This is a genomic window from Polaromonas sp. SP1 (assembly GCF_003711205.1).
In the GTDB taxonomy this organism is placed as follows: domain Bacteria; phylum Pseudomonadota; class Gammaproteobacteria; order Burkholderiales; family Burkholderiaceae_C; genus Polaromonas.
Window position 1 is genome coordinate 4,341,710 of sequence record NZ_CP031013.1, and the last position, 19,540, is coordinate 4,361,249.

Annotated in this window: 17 protein-coding genes and 1 tRNA gene; 10 read left to right on the forward strand and 8 right to left on the reverse strand. The window is 64.0% G+C overall.

Going from position 1 to position 19,540, the window contains the following annotated elements:
* The first annotated feature begins 22 nt into the window (after positions 1-22).
* The 7 genes from DT070_RS20360 (at position 23) to DT070_RS20390 (ending at position 6,184) form a co-directional block, all read left to right on the forward strand.
* The gene (locus DT070_RS20360; protein ID WP_122957034.1) at positions 23-718 is read left to right on the forward strand and encodes a response regulator; all 696 of its coding nucleotides are present in this window, start codon (positions 23-25) and stop codon (positions 716-718) included.
* Positions 699-2,159 (forward strand): sensor histidine kinase, encoded by a 1,461-nt coding sequence (locus DT070_RS20365; protein WP_122957035.1) that lies wholly within the window; start codon positions 699-701, stop codon positions 2,157-2,159. Before DT070_RS20360 ends, DT070_RS20365 begins: the two co-directional genes overlap by 20 nt.
* A 236-nt stretch (positions 2,160-2,395) precedes the next feature.
* Positions 2,396-2,818, forward strand: a complete 423-nt coding sequence (locus DT070_RS20370) for a tripartite tricarboxylate transporter TctB family protein (RefSeq protein ID WP_122957520.1) — start codon at positions 2,396-2,398, stop codon at positions 2,816-2,818.
* Complete coding sequence (locus DT070_RS20375) at positions 2,818-4,386, forward strand: tripartite tricarboxylate transporter permease (protein WP_122957036.1); 1,569 nt, start codon at positions 2,818-2,820, stop codon at positions 4,384-4,386. The genes DT070_RS20370 and DT070_RS20375 overlap by 1 nt, the downstream gene beginning before the upstream one ends.
* Before the next feature lie 111 nt (positions 4,387-4,497).
* Positions 4,498-4,938 carry a DsrE family protein gene (locus DT070_RS20380; protein ID WP_122957037.1) on the forward strand — a complete coding sequence of 147 codons (441 nt, stop codon included), beginning with the start codon at positions 4,498-4,500 and terminating at the stop codon, positions 4,936-4,938.
* A gap of 99 nt (positions 4,939-5,037) precedes the next feature.
* A tRNA-Gly gene (locus tag DT070_RS20385) sits at positions 5,038-5,111 on the forward strand.
* 206 nt (positions 5,112-5,317) lie between these two features.
* Entirely contained in the window at positions 5,318-6,184 is an 867-nt protein-coding gene (locus DT070_RS20390; RefSeq protein WP_122957038.1) for a pirin family protein, read from the forward strand.
* Between the two features lie 57 nt (positions 6,185-6,241).
* Here DT070_RS20390 and DT070_RS20395 read toward each other — a convergent pair whose 3' ends face one another.
* From DT070_RS20395 to DT070_RS20430, 8 genes are all read right to left on the reverse strand, one after another.
* On the reverse strand, positions 6,242-7,714 hold the full coding sequence (locus DT070_RS20395; RefSeq protein WP_122957039.1) for an aldehyde dehydrogenase family protein: 1,473 nt from the start codon (positions 7,712-7,714) through the stop codon (positions 6,242-6,244).
* Positions 7,715-7,743: 29 nt separating this feature from the next.
* Positions 7,744-9,549, reverse strand: a complete 1,806-nt coding sequence (locus DT070_RS20400; protein ID WP_122957040.1) for a thiamine pyrophosphate-binding protein — start codon at positions 9,547-9,549, stop codon at positions 7,744-7,746.
* A 39-nt stretch (positions 9,550-9,588) separates the two neighbouring features.
* Entirely contained in the window at positions 9,589-10,566 is a 978-nt protein-coding gene (locus tag DT070_RS20405) for a tripartite tricarboxylate transporter substrate binding protein (protein ID WP_122957041.1), read from the reverse strand.
* A gap of 213 nt (positions 10,567-10,779) precedes the next feature.
* Positions 10,780-12,069 carry a citrate synthase gene (locus DT070_RS20410; protein ID WP_228778633.1) on the reverse strand — a complete coding sequence of 430 codons (1,290 nt, stop codon included), beginning with the start codon at positions 12,067-12,069 and terminating at the stop codon, positions 10,780-10,782.
* Positions 12,070-12,127: 58 nt separating this feature from the next.
* Entirely contained in the window at positions 12,128-13,093 is a 966-nt protein-coding gene (locus DT070_RS20415; RefSeq protein WP_122957042.1) for a DMT family transporter, read from the reverse strand.
* A gap of 85 nt (positions 13,094-13,178) precedes the next feature.
* Complete coding sequence (locus tag DT070_RS20420) at positions 13,179-14,171, reverse strand: 4,5-dihydroxyphthalate decarboxylase (protein ID WP_092131532.1); 993 nt, start codon at positions 14,169-14,171, stop codon at positions 13,179-13,181.
* Between the two features lie 45 nt (positions 14,172-14,216).
* Positions 14,217-15,209, reverse strand: a complete 993-nt coding sequence (locus tag DT070_RS20425) for a tripartite tricarboxylate transporter substrate binding protein (RefSeq protein WP_122957043.1) — start codon at positions 15,207-15,209, stop codon at positions 14,217-14,219.
* A gap of 72 nt (positions 15,210-15,281) precedes the next feature.
* On the reverse strand, positions 15,282-16,589 hold the full coding sequence (locus DT070_RS20430) for a Rieske 2Fe-2S domain-containing protein (protein ID WP_122957044.1): 1,308 nt from the start codon (positions 16,587-16,589) through the stop codon (positions 15,282-15,284).
* 155 nt (positions 16,590-16,744) lie between these two features.
* Between DT070_RS20430 and DT070_RS20435 the strand changes: the two genes are divergently transcribed.
* From DT070_RS20435 to DT070_RS20445, 3 genes are read left to right on the forward strand one after another with little or no spacing between them, the layout of a single operon-like run.
* Positions 16,745-17,734, forward strand: coding sequence for a PDR/VanB family oxidoreductase (locus tag DT070_RS20435; RefSeq protein ID WP_122957045.1), 990 nt, complete (start codon positions 16,745-16,747; stop codon positions 17,732-17,734).
* The gene (locus tag DT070_RS20440; RefSeq protein WP_122957046.1) at positions 17,731-18,930 is read left to right on the forward strand and encodes a Gfo/Idh/MocA family protein; all 1,200 of its coding nucleotides are present in this window, start codon (positions 17,731-17,733) and stop codon (positions 18,928-18,930) included. Before DT070_RS20435 ends, DT070_RS20440 begins: the two co-directional genes overlap by 4 nt.
* Positions 18,927-19,523 (forward strand): MarR family winged helix-turn-helix transcriptional regulator, encoded by a 597-nt coding sequence (locus DT070_RS20445; protein WP_228778632.1) that lies wholly within the window; start codon positions 18,927-18,929, stop codon positions 19,521-19,523. Before DT070_RS20440 ends, DT070_RS20445 begins: the two co-directional genes overlap by 4 nt.
* The last annotated feature ends 17 nt before the right edge of the window (positions 19,524-19,540 follow it).

A 19,540-nucleotide genomic window follows, 5' to 3' on the forward strand; every position in this document is an offset into this window, starting at 1 on the left:
TGACCCGCTAAACGCCACACCTATGCGCATTCTTCTTGTCGAAGACGAAGCCGAGATGGCCGCATGGCTGGTGCGCGCTTTCAAGCAAAGCGGCTTTGTGCCCGACCACGCGCCCGACGCCGGCACCGCCGAGTCGCTGCTGGCGGGCAATGAATACGATGCGGTGGTGCTCGATTTGCGGCTGCCCGACAAACACGGGCTCAACCTGCTGGCCGACATCCGCAAGGCGGGCAACCGCACGCCCGTGCTGGTGCTGACCGCGCAGGGTTCGCTGCAAGACCGCGTCAAAGGCCTGAACGTCGGGGCCGACGACTTCCTGACCAAGCCCTTTGCGATTGAAGAGCTTGAGGCGCGCCTGGCCGCGCTGGTGCGGCGCAGCCGCGGGCGCTCGCACGCGCCGCTGCAATGCGGCTCGCTCTCGTGCGCCCACGACAGCCGGGCCTTCACGCTGGCCGGCACGCTGCTGCAGCTCACGCCGCGCGAGGGTGCGGCCCTGTCGGTGCTGCTGGCACGCAGCGGCTCGCCGGTGGAAAAATCGCAGCTCTCGGCCAAGGTGTTTCCGGCCGACAGCAACGCCGGCCCCGATGCCATCGAGCTGGTGCTTCACCGCCTGCGCCGCAAGCTCGATGGCGGTGACGTGCGCATCGTGACCGTGCGCGGCCTGGGCTACATGCTGGAGGCTATTGCGGACGAGGCGCATGAAGATACTGCGGACTGACCCCGACCGCTTCGGCATTCGCGCGCGCCTGCTGACGCTGCTGCTCCCGGCCATCCTGGGCCTGCTGGCCCTGGACAGCTGGAACGACTACAGCGCCCTGCACAAGCAGGTGCAGGACGCCTACGACCAGGCCATGCTGGAGTCCGTCCACGTGCTGCGCGGCAGCCTGTCGGTGGCGCAAGACGGTGTGCTGCGCCTGAACGCACCGCTGGCGGTGCAGGCCTTGATCGATGCGACCGGCCCCTTGCAAAAGCACCTGCATATCGGGTTGACGCCGCAAGGCGCGGCAGCCCCGCGTGAGCTGACCCTGCTGGGCGAAACCGACCTGCCGGCGCCGCCCGCACGGCCGGTGGGGGCTGCCGCCCCGGAAATCCCCGTCACGGCCTGGTACGACAGCGACTACCGGGGCCAGACGGTCCGCGTGGTGGCGCTCCAGAGCAAGGTGTTTGACGGCCGCGGCCAGGCCTTTGACCTCCTGATCCAGGTGGCCGAAAGCACCGAGCCGCGCGACCGTGCGCAGGCAGCCACGCTGCGGCAGGAACTCATACGCGACACCCGCATGGTGCTGGTGATGGTCCTGCTGGTCTGGCTGGGCGTGACGTGGTCGCTGCGGCCGCTGGAGCGCCTGCGCAAAACCGTGCTGCAAAACAAAGGCCGCGACCTCCAGCCGCTGGACACCAGCGGCGTGCCGCATGAAGTGGCGCCGCTCGTCGACGCCGTCAACCAGCACCTGGCCAGCTACCGCGAGCTGCTCGAGCAGCAGTCGCAGTTCCTGGCCGACGCATCGCACCAGTTGCGCACCCCGCTGGCCATCATGCTGACCCAGGCCGGTGTCGCGCTGCGCGAAAAAGACCCGGAACAGCTTCACGCCACTTTGCGCGCCATGGTGGTACAGATCTCGCGCAGCCGGCGCCTGTGCGAGCAGCTGCTGTCGCTGGCTCACGCCAATGAGAGCGCACCGCCGGAAGATGCACCCGGTCTTGTATATCTCAACAGTGTTGCCAAAGGCGTAGTGCTGCAGCACCTGGCACTGGCCCGCGAGAAAAACCAGGACCTGGGCTGGGTGGATGCCGCGGGGGACGTGCCGGTGCTGGCGCGCAGCCTCGAGCTGCACGAGGCGCTCTCCAACCTGGTGCACAACGCCATCGTCTACACGCCGGCGGGCGGGCACATCACCGTGAAGGTGAGCAGCCAGGGCGGCATGGCACTGGCCGAAGTGCGCGACGACGGCCCCGGCATTGCCCCAGCGCGGTGGGCCGAGGTGTTTGAGCGCTTTCATTCGGCCGGCCCGTCCGGCAACGGCGCGCGCGGCGCCGGGCTGGGCATGGCCATCGCGCGTGCTTATGCCAGGCGCAACGGCGGCGACATCGAGCTGGCCGACCCGGCCTCCGGCACCGGACTGCGCGCCCTGCTGCGGCTGCCGCTGGCATCAGGCTCATAGCGTCAAGTGCACGCGATCGGGCCGCAGCCGGCGGCTTCACGGGTGCGCCCGTCGCTGTTAGTGATAACACGTATTTTGGGATCGGCCGCGTAAAACGAAAGCCGATTGGAAGCCTCGCTTCCTAACATCCGCTCCACCCCGAAAGCCGGGACACCACCACAAGGAGACAGGATGACACACCCCCCGTTTGTGACAACGCCCGCAGTGGCGCAGCCATGGAGCAAGCCCCTATGAACATGAACAACCGCAACTTCGTGCGGGGCCTGTGCCTCATGGCGATCGCCCTGCTCTTTGGCCTGGTGTCGCTGAATTACAAGACAGGCGAGTTAAGCAGGTCCGGGCCCGGGATGTTTCCCCTGATCGTGAGCTCCCTGCTGTTTGTGATTGGCGTGCTCACGGTCGTGCGTTCGCACTTCTACGACCCAGTCCCCCTGGACTACGGTGTCAAGAATATCGCCCTGATTCTGCTGAGCCTTGTCGGGTTTGCCGTGATCTCCCATTACATCAACATGATCCTGGCCATCGTGTTTCTGGTGTTTTGCTCCACCCTCGCCGGCACGTCCTATTCCCTGGTGCGCAACGTCAAGATCTCGCTGGGCCTGATCGCGGTTGCCTTTGCCTTTAAAAACTTTCTCGGCCTTAGCCTGCCTCTCTACTGATGGATATCCTGCACAACCTTTCGCTGGGTTTCGAGCATGCGCTGACCTGGCAGAACCTCCTTTATTGCGCCCTTGGCTGCACGGTGGGCACACTCATCGGGCTGCTGCCGGGACTGGGGCCTTTGTCCACCATCAGCTTGCTGCTGCCCCTGACGTATTCGATTCCCACCGGTGGGGCGCTCATCATGCTGGCCGGCATTTACTACGGGGCCCAATACGGCGACAGCGTGAGCGCCATCACGATGAAGATTCCGCATGCCAGCAGCATCGTCGCCTGCATAGACGGCTACCAGATGACGCTCAAGGGGAAAACCGGCCTGGCCCTGTTCACCGCAGGCATCTCCAGCTTCATCGGCGGCACCGTGGCCATTGTGGTGTTGTCGACCCTGGCGGTGCCACTGGGTGAGGTGGGCTTCCTGTTTGGGCCGGCCGACTACTGCGCCCTCATGCTGCTGGGGTTTTTCTGCGTGAGCTTTGTCAGCAGCGGCAGCCTGCTCAACGGCCTGGCCATGGCCATGGTCGGCGTCCTGCTCGGGATGGTGGGCACCGATGTGAACAGCGGCACCGCGCGCTACACCATGGACCTGCCTTTCCTGATGGACGGGATTGGCCTGATCAGCATCGCCCTGGGGTGCTTCGGTATTGCCGAGGTCGTGAAAAATCTCGACAACAAAAACGTGCTCACACCGTTCAACGGCGAGATCAAGCTCATGCCGACCTGGCCGGAGTTCAAGCGCATCATCCCCAGTGCCTTGCGCGGCAGCGTGATCGGCTCGGTCCTGGGCATCCTGCCCGGCGGCGGCCCAACGATTGCCCAGTTCGCGGCCTATGCGGCCGACAAGAAGTTCAGCAAATACAAGCATGAGATCGGCACCGGCTGCATCGAAGGCGTGGCCGGCCAGGCCGCCGCCGACGAGGCGGCCGCACGCACCAGCTTCATCCCGCTCATGGCCATCGGCATTCCGGAAAACGCCGTCATGGCCTTGATGATGGCCGCCTTCGTCATCAAGGGAGTCCAGCCCGGGCCCAACATGATCGCCAGCCACCCCGACCTGTTCTGGGGCCTGGTCGCCAGCATGTGGGTGGGCAATTGTTTTCTGGTCATCCTCAACGTGCCCCTGGTGCGCTACTGGCTGTCGGTCTTCAAGATTCCGTACACGGTGCTGTTCCCGGCGATTCTCTTTTTCTGCTGTATCGGCACCTTCAGCATCAACAACAGCCTGGACGACATCTACATCACGGCGGTATTCGGCCTGATTGGTTACCTGTTCCTGCGCCTGGAGATGGAGGCCGCGCCGCTCCTTTTGGGCTTCATCCTGGGGCCCATGCTGGAAGAAAACTTCCGCCGCGCCATGCTCCTGAGCCGGGGCAGCTTCAACGTGTTCGTCAACCGCCCCATCAGCGCCACCTTGCTGGCCGTGATCGGAACGCTGGTCGTCTGGCAGGTGGTGGTGTTTGTCCGCAGGCTGTGGAAGTCACCCGACCATGTCATTCATGCGGGCGCCGCTACACCGGCGGCCGTTGCGGCAGCCGCCGCTGCGCCGGTGCCCGTCGCCGCCGGCGAATAAGGCCGCCCGGCGAAGCCGGCGCGCCCCCTGAGCCCTCTTGCAGCGGTTCGGGGGGCTTGTTTCATGGGGCCGTTGTGTTGAAATAAGCCCTCCTTCAGGAGACCCTTCACCATGAACCGCAGACTCTTCGTCCAGGCCGGTGCCGCCACCGCAGTTGCTACATTTTTGATAGCTGCACATGCACAATCCACGATGGCTACAGGCATAAAACGCCAAGGAATCGTGATCCAGGTCAGCGACAACGACCCGGCCAAATGGAACCTGGCGCTGAACAACGCGAAGAACCTGCAGGACGACGTGGGCGCCGCCAATGTCGACATTGAGATCGTCGCTTACGGCCCGGGCATCGGCATGCTCAAACTGGAGTCACCCACCGGCGCGCGCATCGCCGACGCGGCCAAGGCCGGCATCAAGGTCACCGCCTGTGAAAACACCATGCGCGGCCAGAAGCTGACCAAAGACGACATGCTCGGCGGCATCAGTTATGTGCCCGCCGGCGTCACCGAAATCATGAAGAAGCAGCACGAAGGCTGGGCCTACCTGCGGCCCTGATTTCCGGGGTCTGCCCGACCCCTTCAGGCGGGCGTTGAAGATCAGGATGACTGGGCCTTAGTGACGCGAGCAGGCTCGCTACCTATAATGACTTTCCGGGCGGGTGTCGTTCAATGGTAGGACTCTTGCTTCCCAAGCAAATAACGTGGGTTCGATTCCCATCACCCGCTCCAGTCTTCCTGCACAAGGGCCTCCGACGAGGCCTTTGTCGTTTCAGGCGAGCCAATTTGCCCGTCTTGCCGCCAATAAACCCTACCGATTGTTCTAAAAATAGAACGCAGACATGCGGTTTTGGTATCTATTGCAGGCACCTTTCGCCCCCATCTTCCGTGCATGACCCGGTTTTGCCGGCATCACACAGCATAGAAGGAGCAGCGCGATGAAAAACATTCTGGGCATCTACAGCAACCCCCACGGCCACTGGGTAGGTGACGGCTTTCCTGTGCGTTCGCTGTTCAGCTACAACACCCTGGGCGCTCAAGTCAGCCCCTTCCTGCTGCTGGACTACGCCGGCCCGGCGCAGTTTGAGCCGGCCGCCAAGCCGCGCGGCGTCGGCCAGCACCCGCACCGCGGTTTTGAGACCGTGACCATCGTCTACAAGGGCGAAGTCGAGCATCGCGACTCCACCGGCAACGGCGGTGTGATCGGCCCGGGCGGCGTGCAGTGGATGACGGCGGCCTCGGGCATCCTGCACGAGGAATTTCACTCGCGCGAGTTCACCCGCACGGGCGGCCCGTTCGAGATGGTGCAGCTGTGGGTCAACCTGCCGGCCAAAGACAAGATGGCGGCGCCCGGCTACCAGGGCATTTCAGACAAAGACATCCCGCAAGTCGACCTGCCTGACGGCGCCGGCTCGGTGCGCGTGATTGCCGGCGACTACCAGGGCACCCGTGGACCGGCGCACACGTTTACGCCGATTGACGTGTGGGACATGCGGCTGAAAGAAGGCAAAACCGCCTCGCTGACCATTCCCGAAGGCCGCACCGCGGCCGTCGTGGTGTTGCACGGCACGGTGCTGGTCAACGGCAAGGAAGTGGTGCGTGAAGCGCAGATGGCGCTGCTGGACCGCGAAGGTGTTGGCCTGCAGCTTGAAGCCAACGGCGACGCCACCTTGCTGCTGCTCAGCGGCGAGCCGATTGACGAGCCCATCGTCGGCCATGGCCCCTTCGTGATGAACAGCCGCGAGGAGATCATGCAGGCGATGAAGGACTTCAACGCGGGCCGCTTCGGCCAGATGGCGCACTGACAGGCCGGCACAGCTTCAATCGGGGCTGTGCCGCCACCTTGTTCCGTGTTCCGTGTTTCAGCCGAACTTCAGGTTCACGTTCTTGGTGTAGGTGAACTCCAGCAGTTCGGCGAAACATTCCTCACGCCCAATGCCCGACTGCTTCACGCCGCCAAAGGGCGCGCCCATGAAGTGTTGGCTGGAATTGTTGATCCACACATAACCGGTGTGGATGCGTTTGGCCGCGCGGTGGGCGGTGTTCAGGTTCTGCGTCCAGATCGAACCTGTGAGGCCGAAGTCCACACCGTTGACCTGTTCAAACAAAGTGTCTTCATCGCTCCACTTGAAGACCGACATGATGGGGCCGAACACCTCCTCTTGCGCCAGCCGCATGTGCGGCTTCATGTCGGCGAATACGGTGGCTTCGTAGAAAAAACCGTCTTTAAGCGCCGGGTCGGTGGGCTGCTTGCCGCCGCACATCAGGCGTCCGCCGTCTTCCAGGCCGACGGCCACATAACGCTGAACCTTTTCCAGCTGCGCGCGGCTGACCAGCGAGCCCATGGTGGTCTGGGGATCGGTCGGGATGCCGGGTTTGTGCCGCTCGGGCAGCAGCTGGACGACTTTTTCCAGCACTGCGTCGTGGATGGACTCATGCAAAAACACGCGGCTGGTGGAGCCGCAGCTCTGTCCCGACCAGGTGAAGTTCATGCCGCCGATGATGCCGTTGACGAGTTTGTCGATATCGGCATCGGGATAAGCGATGAGCGCGTTCTTGCCGCCCAGCTCCAGCAGCACGGGCTTGAGGTTGTCGGACGCCGTTTTCATGACGGCCTTGCCGGTGGGCACGCCGCCGATCAGCGTGATCTTGCGCACCAGCGGGTGCTTGCCCATGGCGTCGCCGCACTCGCGCCCGCCGCACAAAAAGTTGGCCACACCCGGCGGAAAGATGTCGCCCACCAATTCGGCCAGCCGCAGGATGGACAGCGGTGCCTGGTCGGGCGACTTCACCACCACCGTGTTGCCGGCGGCCAGCGGCGCGGCCAGGCGCGCGGCAGCAAACATGAAGGGGTGGTTGTAGGCCACGATGCGGGCGATCACACCCAGCGGCTCCTGCAGGGTGTAGTTGAAGTTGCCGTCACCCATGGGAATGGTCTCGCCCTTGATCTCCGTGGCCAGGCCCGCAAAATAATCCAGGCAGTCGGCGGCAAAACCCGCATCCATCGCAAGCGCCGATACCGGGTTGCCGTTGTTGAGCGAGTCCAGCAGCGCGAGCGGCTTGGCATGCTCACGCAGTACGGCGGCGGCTTTGCGCAGGTAGCGCCCGCGCTCCACCGGCGGCGTGGCGGCCCAGGCGGGAAAGGCAGCGTGCGCAGCCTGCACCGCGGCATCCACATCGGCCGCATCGGCAACCGGTGCGCTGGTGATGACTTCGTTGTAGGTCGGGTTGAAGGTGTCGGCCTTGCCGCCCGCCTTGGGCGCGTGCCAGGCGCCGCCATAGTAGAGGCCGCGTTGCGTCGGCAAGACGCCGGCGGGGATTTCGTGTGCGCGCATAAATTTTTGTGTCCTCAGTCAATCAAAGATCAGTCTTTCGACCGCGTCAGCCCCGCCGTCATGGCCGCGCTGTAGCCGGTCTGCACCACCACGTCGACCACCACGGTCTCGCCCCGCTTCACGGCGGCAATGGCGTCGACCAGGATTTTTTCCAGCTCTGCGGCATCCTCGACCGGGCCAATGCCCGTCAGGCCCTGGCCGCGCGCCATCATGGCGAGGTCGGGCGCCGGGTCACTGATGCGTTGGCCTATCCAGCGGTTTTCAATCGGCCGCAGGCGCTGGCGTGCCACGCGTTCCTGGTGCACTTCATCATTAAAGAAAGACCGGTTGTTGCACACCACCACCAGCATGGGGATGCGGGCGTTGGCCGCAGTCCACAGCGCATTGACGCCCATCATGTAGTCGCCGTCGCCGATCACCGCGACCGGCAGGCGGTCAGTGCCCTTAAGGCCCAAAGCGGAGCCGATCGACATGCCGGGGCCGGAGCCTATACCGCCACCGCCGTCGTAGCCCAGGAAGTCCAGCGGATGTTTGAAATCCCACATCTCGCCGCTCCAGCTGAGCGGCAGGCGCATCAGGCACACCTTCTGGTCGCCGACGGCGCGTTTCAAGGTCGCCGCGAGCGTGGACACCATCATGTTGCTGGCGCCTGACGCGCCGGGCACGGGCTGCACCGGCGCCACCACCGGCAGCGGCCGCTTGGCCGGCGCAGGCGTCTTGCGCGCCTTGACCTGCTGGTTCAGCAAGGTCACGGCGGGCTCGGGCTCGCACAGCATGAAGACATCCACCGGCGGCAAGCCCTGGTGGTCCATGCTCCAGCCGTTGTGGCTGTAGTGGTCGACCGAGACCTGGATGATCTTGCTGCCCACGGGCTTGTCGCCCCAGGCCTGCTTGAGCGTGCCCGACAGGTCCAGCCAATCCAGGCTCAGCACCACGTCGGCTTCGCGCAGAACCTGCTGCGCGTTCGGCGTGAGGAAGGCGCCGCTGGGCGCCGCATGCAGCGCGTGGTCGGTCGGGAAGGCCGCGCCCACACGCAGGTCGGTCAGCACTTCGGCGTTCAGGGTTTCGGCCAGCTGGATGCGCTCGGCCCACGCGGCTTCGCTGCGTGTGACGCGGCCCATCAGGATCACGGGGCGGCCGGCGCCCGACAGCAGTGCTGCGGCCTGCGCGACAACATCGTCCGAAGGCCGCCCCTGGGGCGGTGCGAGGTAACGCGCCGGATCGGGGATCGCCGGCTTCTCAGCCAGCTTGGACTCCTGCAAGGCCGCATCGAAGCACACATACACCGGCCCCTGCGGTGCCGTCGTGGCGATCTGCCGCGCACGCAGCAACGCCTCTTGCGCCGACGGGATGGATGCCGGCTGGCAGTCCCACTTGATGAAGTGGCGTACCAGCGCAGCCTGGTCTTGCGCAGTGTGGATCCAGTCGATCCAGGGGCGGCGCTTGTTGGCGTCGACCGGGCCGGTGGCACCCAGCACGATCACGGGCACGCGGTCTACCCAGGCGTCAAAGATCGCCATGGAGCCGTGCATCAGGCCGACGTTGCTGTGCAGGATGGCAATCAGCGGCTTGCCGGTGACCTTGGTGTAGCCGTGGGCGATGGCGACGGCGTGCTCTTCATGCAGCACCACCATCATCTGCGGCTTTTCATTGCCCAGGTGGTTGACGATGCTGTCATGCAGGCCGCGAAAGCTGGCGCCTGGGTTGAGCAGCACGTAAGGAATATCCATCGCACGCAGCATGTCGGCGATGGCGTCGCTGGCCCAGACGGTCTGCTCCGGTTCGGAAGGCTTGGGGATGTCGCGGCGCACGGCGGAGCCGGAAGGGACGGTCATGAAATCTCCTGATGAAAAAAAGTGCAGTCGTACGGCCGCTTACTCGGGCTTGATGTTGGCCGCCTTGATGACTGCGGCCCAACGCTTCTGGTCGTCGGCGATGAGTTTGGTGAACTCCGCCGGTGTGCTGGTCTCGGCGTAAATGCCCTGCTCGGCCAGTTTTTCCTTCACGTCGGGCAAGGCCAGCGAGCGGCGCAGTTCGGCATTGAGTTTGTTGATGATGGCCGGCGGCGTTTTGGACGGGGCCACCATGCCGATCCAGATGTCGCTTTCGTAATTAGGCACGGTCTCGGCGATCGTCGGCACGTTGGGCAACAGATCAACCCGCTTGGTGCCGGTGGTGCCGAGCGCGCGCAGCTTGCCGCTGCGGATGTGCGGCAGCGCGGAATTCATGGGGCAGAACATCACGTCGACCTGGCCACCCAGCACGTCGACCAGCGCGGGTGCAGAGCCCTTGTAGGGAATCTGGGTCAGCTTGGTTCCGGTCATGGACTTGAAGACCTCGGCTGCCATGTGCTGCGGGCTGCCGGAGCCGGCAGACGCGTACGACAGCTTTTCCGGGTTGGCCTTGGCCACGGCGATCAGCTCGGCCACCGTGGTGGCCTGCACCTTGGCGGGCGAGACCACCAGCACCATGGGCACGCGGCCCATCATGGTGATGCCGGTCAGGTCGCGGTTCACGTCAAAGGGCAGCTTGGGATACAGCACCGGGTTGACGGCCACCGTCTGGTTGGGCGCGACGGCGATGTAGTAGCCATCGGGTTCGGCCCTGGCCATGAACTCGCTGGCAATGTTGCCGGCGGCGCCGGGCTTGTTTTCGACAACCACCGGCTGGCCGAAAGACTCGGACATCTTTTGCCCGAGCAGGCGCGCCAGCACGTCGTTGGAGCCGCCGGGCGGCAGCGGCACCACGATGCGGATGGGTTTGGTCGGGTAGTCCTGCGCCCAGCCCAGCGGGCTGGCAAAGGCGGCGGAAAGGCAAAGGGCGAGAACCCCTGTGCGGCGGTTGAATGGCATGTCTTGTCTCCAGTATTTATGGCGCGAATCTGCAGGCGCTAGGTCATGCTAGTGACAACAACTCAATCATTCAATCTTGAACTTTGAATCAACATTGAATGGAGCCCCCACGGTCGCTCACTTCGTGTAGCTCCCTGCCCCCCGAGGGGGCCGCCCGCCTGCGGTCTGGCAAAGCCAGTCCCGCGGCTCATGCTGGCAGGAGAAAGGGCTCGATCAGGCGGCCGGAGTGGATTCGGCCTTTGACTCTACAAACTTGGCACGCGGACGCAGCAGCGTGCCGGCAGCACGCTGCTCTTGCACATGCGCAACCCAGCCCGCCAGCCGCCCCAATACAAACAACGCCGCGGTCGCCTGGCGCGGCAGGCCCATGGCGCGTGCCGTCACGACGAGGGCGAGCTCCTGGCGGGGCAAAAGTCCGGCGCTGGTGCGCATCTCGTCGATAAAACGCGCTGTCGCCCGCAGCTCCCGGCTGGGATTCTCACGGGCAAACACCATCTCGAGCAACTGCGCGGCGCGCGGGTCGCCTTTGGGGTACAGCGGGTGGTCAAAGCCGGGAACGCTCTGGCCTTGCGCATGCAGCTTGTGGGCCCGCTTGACAAGCACGGGCCTGGTCGGCGTCTGGCCCAGAAAGTCCTCAACCCGTTCGTACATGCGGCCGACATCCACGCCGGAGGTCGCGCACAGCGCCGAGGCCAGGCAGCTGTGCAGCGTGCCGCCGGCAGACGCCACCACGCGAGCGCTCAGCGTTCCGGGCGGCAGCTCGTGGTCGGCCATCAGGATCAGCACGGCGCGCAGGGCGTCGCGGTTCTCACCGGTGGCCGGCACGGCCAGCGCATGCAGGAGGCCTTCCACCACTGATTCACCGCGTTGCATGGGCCGGTAGCTTTGCGCCGGGCCGACAAAGCCGCAGCAGGCCACGATCGTCTGCATGATCTCGCGCGCGGCAGGCAGGGTCTTGCCTTGCGACAAGCGCTCTGCCACGGAACCGCGCCGCATGCCCAGCAGCAGGATCACCAGCGCGAATGATTCGAGCACGTTGTCCTGTGCCTGTAGCGAGGTGAGTGTTTTTGCCAGCGTGATGAGTTCGGCCGAAGGCTTGCGCACCGGCCAGGCCGAAGGCTTTTCGTTGAGCTCGCCGGTCCACAGCAACTCGGCCACCGACTCAAAAGGCGCGCCCGAACGCACCAGGTCAGCCGCCAGGTGTCCACGGTAGCGCGGCCCCTGCTCGGTGATCTCGGTGATAGAGGTGGGAAAGATCGGCTCTCCCCAGTTCATCGCCGAGGCCGCCACCGCGCCGTGGCCGGAGCGCGCCAGGGAGCGCATGCCCACGCGCGTCAGGTCGTCGCGCAGGTAGAGCTTGTCTTTTTGCCCTTGCTGCGCCACGCTGCGTATCCAGCCGCGGCTGACATAGGCATAAAGCGTCTGCTGCCTGACGTTGAGGATCTTCATGGCCTCCGCCGCGGAAGCGTAATCGCGGCGCAGCGCTTTGTCGGGATGGTCCATGAGGTGCCCTGGGTCTCCTGATGAAGGGTGAATTGCCGCAGCCTGCCGGCCCGGCGCGTCAGCGCATCACGATGATGAAAATACCCAACAAAGTCAAGCCGCTGCCTGCGAGCACGGTGGCGGTGATCTTGTCCTCATTCCTGAACAGCAGGTAGCTCAGCGGAAAAACAAGAATGGGCGTGCACAACGTGACCAGTGTGGCAACCGAGAGCGGTATGTAGCGCATGGAGCCGATGACAAGCATCTGCGCGGAAATCGTGGTCACGCCGATCAGCGCAAAAAGCGCCATGCCGCTGCGGCGGGCCTGGCGCAAGCGGGAAGCCATGCCGGCTCTACCGGAACCAAACGCTAGCTGCAAAGCCAGGCCGCTGGCCGCCCCGATCAAGGCGCCCAGGATGGGTTCGTTCCAGTCGCGCACAGCCGTGCCGCGCAACACATTGCCGATGGCGTAGGCCAGCGAGCTGCCCATGCCCAGCAAAAGCACCGACTGCATCACGCGCTGCAGTGCGCGCGGTTTTTCGACGGCTGGCGCGGGCTCGCCGTCCGGCGCCATCGCGGTGACGGTGCTGCGGCGGGAGAAGAACCCGGGCTTGTAGCTCACCAGCATCAGGCCGGCAATCGTCATCACCATGCCCAGCGCGACCAGCACACTGAGCCGCTCGCCCAGCAGCAGCCAGGCCATCAGCGCGGTGAACAGCGGGCTGCTGATCTGGAAGATGCTGGCCTTGGCCGGGCCGAAGCGCACCACGGACTCGTAGAAAAACCAGCGCCCCAGGTAGGTCGAAAACGCACCGGCCGCGGCAAACATGAAGAAGGCGCGCATGTCCCAGCTCAGGCCCTCCTGGCGCAAGCTCACCTGGACCAGCAAGACCAGGGCGGAAAAAACGACGTTGGTCGCCGTGGCGATCAGAAAGCCGAGGCCGAGGTCCAGGCGGCTCGAGGCCACCTTGGTGATCAGTATGGATGCGGTGAACAGCAGCAAAGCGCCGCTCGCCAGCAGGTAGCCCAATAAAGAGTCAGACATTCAGGTCAAATACAAAATAGGCCTCTAGCCCATACGCCACCTTGGCTTATAGCTATCAAAACAGTAGCAACCTGCACGCGGCAGGTCAGATCTTGAACGCCTCAAGTGACTCGGGGGCAAACAGCTCCTGGGGCTTGAGGAGCCGTTTTGAAAGCCCCTGCTCGAAAGAGTAGCGCAAAAATGTTTGCAGCGTGGCTTCGTTCTTTTCAAAGCCGTAGGGCCAGAAATCCTCGCCCATCTCGCGCTTGACCTGCTCGACGTGCGAGGTCAGCCAGGGCAGCATGGCCTTGAGCGCCGCGGTTTCATAGAGGTCTTCGTAAGTGCGGCGCTGGGATTCTTCCAGCGCCTTCATCATCGAACGCGCCACCCAGCGGTTTGCCTCATACACATCGCGGCGAATCGCCACCGTGTGCATGATGGGGAAGATTTTCGTTTCCTTGAAGTAGTTGCGCTCAACCTGCTCGTAGTCTTCAAAGAGGCGCTTGACCTTGCCGCCGCCCTTGAGAAAGCTCGAAGGCATGCGTGCGGTGTAGAGCGCGTCGATCTCGCCGTCCAGCAGCATCTGCGCCAGCGTCTGCTCGGGGCCGATGCGCTCGACCTTGATGTTGGGCGGCAAGTCCAGCTTGATCTTTTCGGAGCGGCCGGGTTCCTCTTCACCGCCGGTGAAGTAGGTCACGCTGTCGACGGGCACACCGTAGTGGTCGGACAGGATGCCGCGTATCCACACCGGCGCCGTCATCTGGTATTCGGGGTTGCCGACGCGCTTGCCGATCAAATCCTTCGCCTCGCGAATGCCGGAGTTGGCATTCACGTAGATGCAGGAGTGGCGGAAAAAGCGCGAAGGAAATACCGGAATCGCCACGAAGGGCCGCGACTCGTTGAACATGGACACCGTGTACGACGAGAGCGACATTTCTGCGACATCAAACTCCTTGTGCCTGAGCATGCGAAAGAAGGTTTCTTCCACCGGCATGTTCAGGTAGTTCAGGTCGATGCCGTCGGGCTGCACGCTCCCGTCCATCAGGGCGCGGGTGCGGTCATAGTTCCAGCAGCCGAAGGTCAGTTTCAGTTTTGACATGTCGCGGTGTTTTCCTTGGAAAAGCGATGAAAGATTCAGTGAAGGTTATTCGGGCTTGATGCCGGACGCCACGATGGCTTTGGCCAGGCGCTCGTTCTCGCCGAGGATGGCTTTGCCGTAGTCGGCCGGGCTGCTGCCAATGGGCTCAATGCCGGCGTTGCTCAGCGTGGCGATCACTTCCGGCATCTTGGCGATCTGCGCCATCTCGGCGCTGATGCGGTCAATCGCACTCGTGGGTGTGCCGGTGGCGGCCAGCACGCCGACGATGGGTGCGAAGTCAAAGCCCGGAATGGTTTCGGCGATGGCCGGCACATTCGGCTCTTGCGCCGAGCGATGCGCCGAGTTGGTGGCCAGCAGCTTGACCTGGCCGCCTTTTACAAAGCCGACCAGCGACGGCAAGGCAGAAAACAGCACCTCGACCTGGCCGCCGATCAGCGCCGGCACCGACTGGCCGGTGCCCTTGAAGGGCACGTGCGTGATCTGCAGGCCCAGCGAAGCCTTCAGGGCCTCCATGGTCAGGTGGTGTGTGCTGCCGATACCCGAAGAGCCGTAGTTCAGCGTGCCGGGCTTGGCCTTGGCCAGTGCGACAAATTCCTGGAAGGTGTTGGCCGGCACCTTGGGGTGCACCGCCAGGTAGAGCGGCGCGCGCGCGGCCAGCGACACCGGCATGAAGTCACGCTTGTAGTCGTAGCCCAGGCTCTTGTAGATGGCCGGGTTGATGGAGAACATCGAGCCGTCCGTCACGAGGAAGGTATAGCCGTCCTTGGGGGCCGTGGCCAGCGCCTGCGCCGCGACCACGCCGTTGGCGCCGGGGCGGTTGTCCACCACCACGGCCTGGCCGAGCTTGTCGCCCAGGCGCTGCGCAAAAATGCGCGCCACCGTGTCGGGCAGGCCGCCGGCCGCGTAAGGCACGACGAACTTGATTGGGCGATTGGGGTAAGCGCCCTGGGCGCTGGCAAACTGCGGCAGCAGCGTGCCGGCCGCCAGCAAAACGCTGGCCAGTAGCAGGCGGCGCGGGGTGTTGATGGAATTCTTCATGGGGTTTGTCTCCTGGAGGTTTTATAGGCTTTGCGTGGCGGAAAAATGAAAACGAAAAAGAAACGCTAAAGATCAGGTCGAATAAGAAGGCTCCAGCGCGGGTTCACGCGTGTCCCACACATAGGACGCCTTGAAGGCGCGCCAGTCGGTGGTCTTGGGCACGATCGCCTGGAACGCGACCACGCTGGAGGGGATGCGCAACGCACCCGTACCGATGGCCGCCTCGCCCGCCTGGAAAGCTCGCACTGCCTCCAGCATCTGCTTGCGAAATTCCACCACCGCCATGTCGCTGGCGCCCAGGCGCTCATGCGTGCGGTCGGCGATCGGTCCCATGGTGACCCACATCGCGATGTCCTGGTTCGGGAAGCCGGTGATGCCGGTGAAGTTGCCGGCCTTCATCGCCGCGCGGTCTTGCCAGAAGTTGTTCTGGCGGTTGCGCAGCGGCGCGTAGTTGGCGTCCAGGTCGGGGCCGAGTTGCTGGCCTAAAAACTTGCGCCAGGTGTCGGTGTCGGGCGTCTGATCAGGGTGGCCCCAGGCGATGAAATAAAACGCCGTGTTCGTGTCGTCCATCGGCACGTTGATGTTGGCCACGTTGTAGAGGTTGTTAGGCGGAATCAGCGCGGTGGCAGGCGCCACAAATACCGTCGAGCGGATGTAGTCGTTGGCCGCCGCATTCTTGATGGGCCGGCGAATCGCCGCATAGCGAAAACCGTAGCTGCCCCGCTCCACCTGCATGCGCGGCGCCTTGTCGGTCGAAGGGCGCAGCCAGTTGGTGTCGGTGGCCTCTGCGCCTTCCACACGCGCCGGCACCATGTCTGACGAATGCAGGCTGGAGCTGTGCGCCGAATCGATCGCGCCCTCCAGAATTTGCGCCCAGTTGCAGGGGATCAGCGCCTTGGCAATCGTCACCTTGGCATCGGCGGTGGGCGCCCAGGCCGGCGGCTCGAATTCAGGCTGCGTTTCTTTGGGGCCCATGTAGGCCCAGACAAAACCGCCCCACTCTTTGACCGGGTAGGCCAGGTGCTTGACCTTTTGCGCCATGCCGCTGGCCGCGGGCTCGGAGACCATCTCCAGCACATTGCCCTCCACGTCCATCTTCCAGCCGTGATAGAGGCAGCGCAGGCCGCAGTCTTCATTGCGGCCGAATACCAGCGACACACGCCGGTGCGGGCAGTATTCGTCCATCACGCCGACGCGGCCCTTGGTGTCGCGAAACACCACCAGGTCTTCGCCGAACACCCGCGCCTTGACGGGCGTGCCGTCGGGCTCGCTCACCTCTTCGATCAGGCAGACAGGCGTCCAATGGCGGCGCATCAGCTGGCCCATCGGGGCCTGGCCTTCAACGCGGCAAAGCAGGTTGTTTTCTTCAGCGGTCAACATCGCGATACATCCTTCAAATCAACGGCTGCCCCAAGGCGGGCATGCTCAAAATGGTCGTCAAAAACAGCTTGCAAATCCGGGTCAACCGGATTATTCTTAGATGACTAAGATTATCGCGATTTGGCGATTTGTCAAGAAAATTTGTGGAGACAACGATGAGCGTTAACCCTAGCGCGCCCTCGGGCGCCCTTTCATCGGCCGAGCCCGGCTTCTTTGCGTTAAAAGTTGCACGCAAGGAAGAAGTCGCGCAAGGCATTTACCTGTTTGAGCTGCGCCATCCGGACGGCGCACCACTGCCCGCCTTCACACCCGGCTCGCACCTGACGGTGGAAGTGCCGAACGGCGTGCGGCGCAATTACTCGCTATGCAGCGACCCGGCCGACACCAGCGCGTGGCAGATCGCCGTGAAGCGCGACGGGCGCGGCCGCGGCGGCTCCGTCAGCATGGCAGACGATGTGCAGGCCGGGCAATTGCTGTCGGTCAGCGCACCGCGCAACAACTTCGAACTGGCAAGCCATGCCGCGCAATCGATCTTCGTGGCCGGCGGCATCGGCATCACACCGGTGCTGTCGATGATGCGGCACCTCAAACGCACGAATGCCGACTTCAAGCTGTACTACTGCACGCGCGATGCAGGCAGCACGGCCTTCATCGCCGAACTCCAATCCGAATTTCCCGGCAAGGTGCAGATCCACCACGACAACGGGGACATCGACCAGGCGCTGGACCTGTGGCCGGTGTTTGAAAAACCCACCGCCGCCCACGTCTACTGCTGTGGCCCCAAGGGCCTGATGGACAGCGTGGAAGACATGTCAGGCCACTGGCCTTCGGGTGCTGTGCATTTTGAAAGCTTCGGCGTCGACGCCACGGTGTATGCGGAAAACACGCCCTTCAGCGTGCGCCTTGAAAAGAGCGGGAAGACGGTGGCAGTCAGTGCCGAACAAACCATCCTGGAGGCCTTGCGCGCCACCGGCCTGCGCGTGGCGAGTTCCTGCGAGAGCGGCACCTGCGGCACCTGTAAAACCCGCCTGCTGGCCGGTGAAGCCGAACACCGCGACATGGTGCTCACGGACGAAGAAAAGTCCGATCACATCATGGTGTGCGTCTCGCGTGCAAAATCGCCGGAACTGGTACTGGATTTATGACAAACCGGCAACTCAAAATGGGCGTGGTGGGCCTGGGGCGGGCCTTCACGCTCATGCTGCCCACTTTTGTGCACGACAGCCGCGTCACGCTCGTCGGCGCGACCGACCCCATCGCACAAGCCCGCGCGCAGTTTGAAAAAGATTTTGGCGCGCCGTCGTACGAATCCATCGAAGCCTTATGCGCCAACCCGGCGGTCGAGGTGCTCTACATCGCCTCACCCCACCAGTTCCACGCCGAACACGTCCGGCTGGCCGCCTCCTTCGGCAAACACGTGATGGTGGAAAAACCCATGGCCCTCACGGTGGACGAGTGCACCAGCATGATTGATGCAGCCCGAAACGCAGGCGTTCACCTCATCGTCGGCCACAGCCACAGCTTCAACACCCCCATCAGGCGCACACGTGAACTCATCGACAGCGGCCGCTACGGCGCGGTGAAGATGATCCACGCCATGAACTACACCGACTTCCTGTATCGCCCGCGCCGGCCCGAAGAGCTGGACACGGCCGCCGGCGGCGGCGTGATCCACAGCCAGGCCACGCACCAGATGGACATCGTGCGGCTGCTGGGCGGCGGGCTGGTGCGCAGCGTGCGCGCCCACACCGGCGCCTGGGACGCCACGCGCCCCACCGAAGGCGCTTACAGCGCATTGATCGAATTCGAAGGCGGCGCATTTGCCTCGGCCACCTACAGCGGCTACGGCCACTACGACTCGGACGAGTTGCTGGGCAACATCGGCGAGATGGGCCAGGCCAAAAACCCGGCCGATTACGGCGCGGCCCGAAAACGCCTGGAGGCTGCCGCGACATCCGCCGAAGAAACCGCGCTGAAAGCGGCACGCAACTACGGCGGCAGCCTGTACACCGCCGGCACCGCCCTGCCGCAAGGCCTGCAGCACCAGCACTTCGGCCAGTTCATCGTGAGCTGCGAAAAAGCCGATTTGCGCCCCAGCCCTTCAGGCATCGCCATCTACGCAGACGGTGAAAAAACCTTTGAGGCCCTTCCCGCCCCGGCCATCCCGCGCCAGGAGGTGATTGACGAGCTTTTTGCCGCTGTTGTTGAAGGCCGCCCGCCCGTCCATAGCGGGGAATGGGCCCGCGCCACCACGGCCGCCTGCCTGGCCCTGCTCGAATCGGCCCAAACCGGCGGCAGTTGCCAGCCCCGGCACCAAGTCAGTCACAATGCCAACTCATGAGCAATGACACGCAAAACATCATCCGCCACTGGCGTGAAGCCGTTCCCAATGATCGCCTCGCGCACCTGATCCGCGATGCCTCGCGCGCCTTTCACCGGGCGCTGCAGGTCCGGCTGGCGCAGCACGGTGTGCCCTTCGGCCACTGGACCTTCCTGCGCATCCTCTGGGAGTCCGACGGGCTGACGCAAAAAGAGCTCAGCGAGCGCGCCGGCGTGATGGAGCCCACCACCTTCACCGCCATGAAGGCGATGGAGTCGCTGGGCTACATCGTGCGCAAGCAGTTGCCCACCAACAAGAAAAACATGTACGTCTACCTGAGCGAGGAAGGCCGTGCACTTAAAAAGCTGCTGGTGCCCATGGCGGAAGACACCAACAACGTCAGCATCGAAGGGATTGCGCCCGAAGACCTCAAGACCACGCGCACCGTGCTGTTGGCGATGATCGAAAACCTGGCCCGGGACGAACTGCTGCAAAGCACGCCGACCGGCAGGCGCAAGTCCGGTGCAGCGGCGGAACGCAGGCTGCGGGACAAAACTGCGGAAAACGACAAGGGCGACAGACCTGGCCGGGGAAACAAAAAAGCCGCAGCCTGAAGCAGGCCGCGGCTTTT